This is a genomic window from Komagataeibacter kakiaceti JCM 25156 (genome assembly GCF_000613305.1).
In genome coordinates, this window is sequence record NZ_BAIO01000205.1 from 1 (window position 1) to 3,923 (window position 3,923).

2 protein-coding genes and 2 pseudogenes are annotated in these 3,923 nt (G+C 63.5%); 3 read left to right on the top strand and 1 reads right to left on the bottom strand.

What is annotated here, in order from left to right:
* Both infB and rbfA read left to right on the top strand, forming a co-directional pair.
* Nucleotides 1-1,944 (top strand): annotated as a pseudogene (infB, locus tag JCM25156_RS23500) (translation initiation factor IF-2); the annotation flags it as partial.
* Nucleotides 1,945-1,967: 23 nt separating this feature from the next.
* Entirely contained in the window at nucleotides 1,968-2,381 is a 414-nt protein-coding gene (gene rbfA / locus JCM25156_RS10675; RefSeq protein WP_084296503.1) for a 30S ribosome-binding factor RbfA, read from the top strand.
* 153 nt (nucleotides 2,382-2,534) lie between these two features.
* Here the strand turns inward: rbfA and JCM25156_RS10680 are convergent, their stop codons facing one another.
* Complete coding sequence (locus tag JCM25156_RS10680; protein ID WP_025813076.1) at nucleotides 2,535-3,506, bottom strand: MlaD family protein; 972 nt, start codon at nucleotides 3,504-3,506, stop codon at nucleotides 2,535-2,537.
* 254 nt (nucleotides 3,507-3,760) lie between these two features.
* On the opposite strand from JCM25156_RS10680, the pseudogene JCM25156_RS23505 reads away from it, so the two are divergent.
* Nucleotides 3,761-3,923, top strand: a pseudogene (locus tag JCM25156_RS23505) (tRNA pseudouridine(55) synthase TruB); the annotation flags it as partial.

Genomic DNA, 3,923 nt, shown 5'->3' on the forward strand with positions numbered 1-3,923 from the left:
GCCAAGCCGCCGCCCGTCGGGTGGCGCGAAGAAGAACAATGACAGCCGCCGCGCGGGTCGTATCGACGTGCAGGCCGCGATCGAGGGGGACGACGACAAGACCCGTTCGCTCGCCTCGGTCCGTCGCCAGCGCGAGCGTGAGCGCCGTCAGGCCGAACTCGAACGCCTGCGTTCCGATCAGGTCCGCGTGGTGCGTGACGTTGTCCTGCCCGAGACCATTACGGTGCAGGAACTCGCCAACCGCATGGCCGCCCGTCAGGGTGAGGTCATCAAGGCGCTGATGAAGATGGGCGTCATGGCGACGGTCACGCAGTCGCTTGACGCGGATACGGCTGAACTCATCGTGCAGGAATTCGGTCATCGCGTGCGCCGTGTGGCGGACAGCGATGTCGAGATCGGCATCGAGGGGATCGAGGACCGGGCGGAAGATCTCATGCCCCGCCCGCCGGTCGTCACCGTCATGGGACATGTCGATCATGGCAAGACCTCGCTGCTCGACGCGCTGCGCACCACCGATGTCGCCACTGGCGAGGCCGGGGGCATTACCCAGCATATCGGTGCGTATCAGGTCACCCTCGCCTCCGGGGCGCGGATCACCTTCATCGACACGCCGGGCCATGAAGCCTTTACGGCCATGCGCGCCCGTGGCGCGTCGGTTACGGATGTGGTCGTGTTGGTGGTGGCGGCGGATGACGGCGTCATGCCGCAGACGATCGAGGCCATCAAGCACGCCAAGGCGGCGGATGCCCCGATCATCGTGGCCATCAACAAGTGCGACAAGCCGGGCGCCAATCCCGACCGCGTGCGTCAGGAACTGCTGAACCACGAGATCGTGGTGGAAAGCATGGGTGGCGACACGCAGGATGTCGAGGTCTCGGCGCTCAAGCGGACCGGGCTGGACAAGCTTGAGGAAGCGATCCTGCTGCAGGCGGAAATCCTTGACCTGAAGGCCAACCCCGACCGGGTGGCCGAAGGGTCGGTGATCGAAAGCCGTCTGGACCGTGGGCGTGGTCCGGTTGCGACCGTTCTGGTCCAGAAGGGCACCCTGCGCCGGACGGACATTGTGGTGGCGGGGGCCGAATGGGGCCGCGTGCGCGCCATGATTGATGACCGTAACCGCCAGCTGTCCGAGGCGGGTCCGTCCATGCCGGTGGAAATCCTGGGCATTACCGGGGTTCCGGGTGCGGGTGAGCCGTTCGTGGTGGTGGAAAACGAGAATCGCGCCCGCGAAATCTCCGAGTTCCGCCAGCGCGTGATCAAGGACCGCATGGCCGCTGGCCAGACTGCCGCGCGCGGCACGCTGGACCAGATGCTGGCGCGTATCCAGCTGGCGCGCAGAAGGAAGTCGCCGTCCTGATCAAGGCGGACGTGCAGGGTTCGGCCGAGGCGCTGGAAGCCACGGTGCAGAAGCTGGAGCATGAGGAAGTCAAGATCCGCGTGCTCAACGCCACCGTTGGCCAGATCACGGAAAGCGATGTGCAGCTTGCCAAGGCATCGGGCGCGATCATCATCGCCTTCAATGTCCGCGCCACGGCGCAGGCCCGCGAACTGGCGCAGCGTGAAGGCGTGGACATCCGCTACTATTCCATCATCTACCAGGTGTCGGATGACGTGGAGCAGCTTGTGCGCGGCAAGATCGCGCCCAAGCATCGCGAGAAGTTCCTTGGCTATGCCGAAATCCGCAAGGTTTTCGAAATTACCAAGGTGGGCAAGGTTGCCGGTTGCTACGTGACCGAAGGTGTGGTCAAGCGTGGCTGTGGCGTGCGCCTGCTGCGTGACAACGTCGTGATCCATGAAGGTGACCTGAGCCAGCTCAAGCGCTTCAAGGATGACGTGAAGGAAGTGGCGCGCGGTTACGAATGCGGCCTGTCCTTCGCAGGGTATAACGACCTGCGTGAGGGCGATGTGGTTGAGTGTTATGAAATGGAACTCGTCCCGGCATGAGCCGTAATTCATCCAGAAAAGGGATGAGCGAGAGTGGGCCGGCAGGGAAACTTGCCGGCCATGGCGCATCTGGTCCCTCGCAGCGCCAGTTGCGCGTGGCGGAAGAAGTGCGCCGGACACTGGCCGAAATATTCGCCCGCGTCGAGTTCCGTGACCCGGATCTGGCCGATGTGCGTATTACGGTGACAGAGGTGCGGATCTCGCCCGACCTGAAGCATGCCACGGTATTCGTGGCGCGTCTGGGCCGGAGTGATGTGGCGGAACTCCTGCCCGCGCTCAAGCGCGTGACCCCGTTCCTGCGCACGCGCCTGTCCCATGCCCTGCGGCTGCGTGGTGTGCCCGACCTGCATTTCCAGCCCGATACGGCGCTGGATTATGCCATGGAGGTTGATAACATGCTGCGCCAGCCGGAAGTCAAACGCGATCTGGAATCCTGATTCGCATAGAGTCGCGTTGTCTTGAAAATCTTCCGGTGTCGCCTTTTTTCAAAAAGCTTCACCAGAACCTTCTTCTGACATGACGGAATAAAAAGGCCGGTCCAGCATCATGCGGGACCGGCCTTTTCCGTTATATTCCCCGGATTGGGCGGATCAGTTGCGACGCCCCATCAGCAGCAGTTGCGGGTTGCGTTCCACATCCGTGGCGAAGCCGCGCAGGGCGGCGGCGGCGGCGGCGAGATCGCGCAGCGACGAATCGATATTGGAGCGGTCGGCGGAACTCGGGGCCGTAATGTCGTGCAGTCCGGCCAGTGCGCCCCGGGCCTCGGTCACCGTATCGTTGGAATTGACCAGCAGGGTGTGCAGTTCGCTCCCGCGCGCATCAAGCTGGGCCGTGCCGGTATCGGCCAGGCGGTTGATGGAGGTCAGTGTCGTATCCATCCGGTGGTCAAGATCCCGGATCGCATCGGTCGCGGCGTCCACTGTCACCCGCGTATGGTCGGATGTGTTGTGCACGCTATCCAGCAGCGGGGGCAGATCCTTGTCCAGCCTGTCGGCCAGGGTGCGGATGCTGACCAGCATGCTGTCCGCGTTGTTGGCGATGTTCTTGAGCGGAAGCGCCGTCAGCGCATCCGTCAGCTTCTGCATTTCCGATTCCCGGGCCGGGATTTCGGTCAGCGCGCTCAGGCCGGGATGCAGGCGCGCGGGCACGCCGGGGTCGAAGGTCAGGTCGATTTCTTCCTGCCCCGTGACAAAGCTCTGCATGTGCAGTTCCGCGCGCAGGCCGTTTTCAACCAGTCTGGGCAGTTCCTTGGCGTCCAGATCCTTGCCGTGGTCGCCCGCCATATGGGCGCGGTTGGCCTCAAGCTCCAGCGTTACGGGAATATAGGCCTGATGGGTGGCGGGATCGAACTGGACGGCAATGCGTTCCACATGCCCGACCTGCACGCCGTTGAATGTAACGGGCGCGCCCACGCCCAGCCCGTTGACCGGCCCGTCAAACACGACCACCGCCTGGCTGGTGGGAGAGAAGGGATGAAATTTTCCAAACAGCGCAATGGCCGTCACACCAAGGAGGGCTCCACCCAACACAAATGCACCGACCGTGGTCTGCCGTTCAGCCATGGTGTTCAGCTCTCCCTAGACGCAGAATGAAAAACATTTAAGGAACACGGTATCCATGCGCCTGTTTGTTGCAAGATGGCACCTCATTCCCGGCTGGCAAAGCGGGGTAGGGTGATGGCAGGCATGTGTCTCTCGCCTTAATCTATCACGCGGGCGCGCGCTGGCCAGCCCCCGGTACGGAATGGGGCATTGCCGTGCCTGCGTGCCTCGTCTAAACGCACGGCATTCCCCCCATTGGTGCAAGGTGCCCAGTAATGCGACGCAAACGTGGACGCCCGCTTGACGGCTGGGTGGTGATCGACAAGCCATCGGGCATGACTTCCACCCAGGTTGTCGGGCGCGTGCGCTATCTGTTCGACGCGGCCAAGGCGGGCCATGGCGGCACGCTCGACCCGCTGGCCACCGGCCTGCTGCCCG

Coding starts and splice junctions, on each gene's coding strand:
- JCM25156_RS10680 (WP_025813076.1), bottom strand. CDS start 3,506: ATGGCTGAACGGCAGACCACGGTCGGTGCATTTGTGTTGGGTGGAGCC.
- rbfA (WP_084296503.1), top strand. CDS start 1,968: ATGAGCGAGAGTGGGCCGGCAGGGAAACTTGCCGGCCATGGCGCATCT.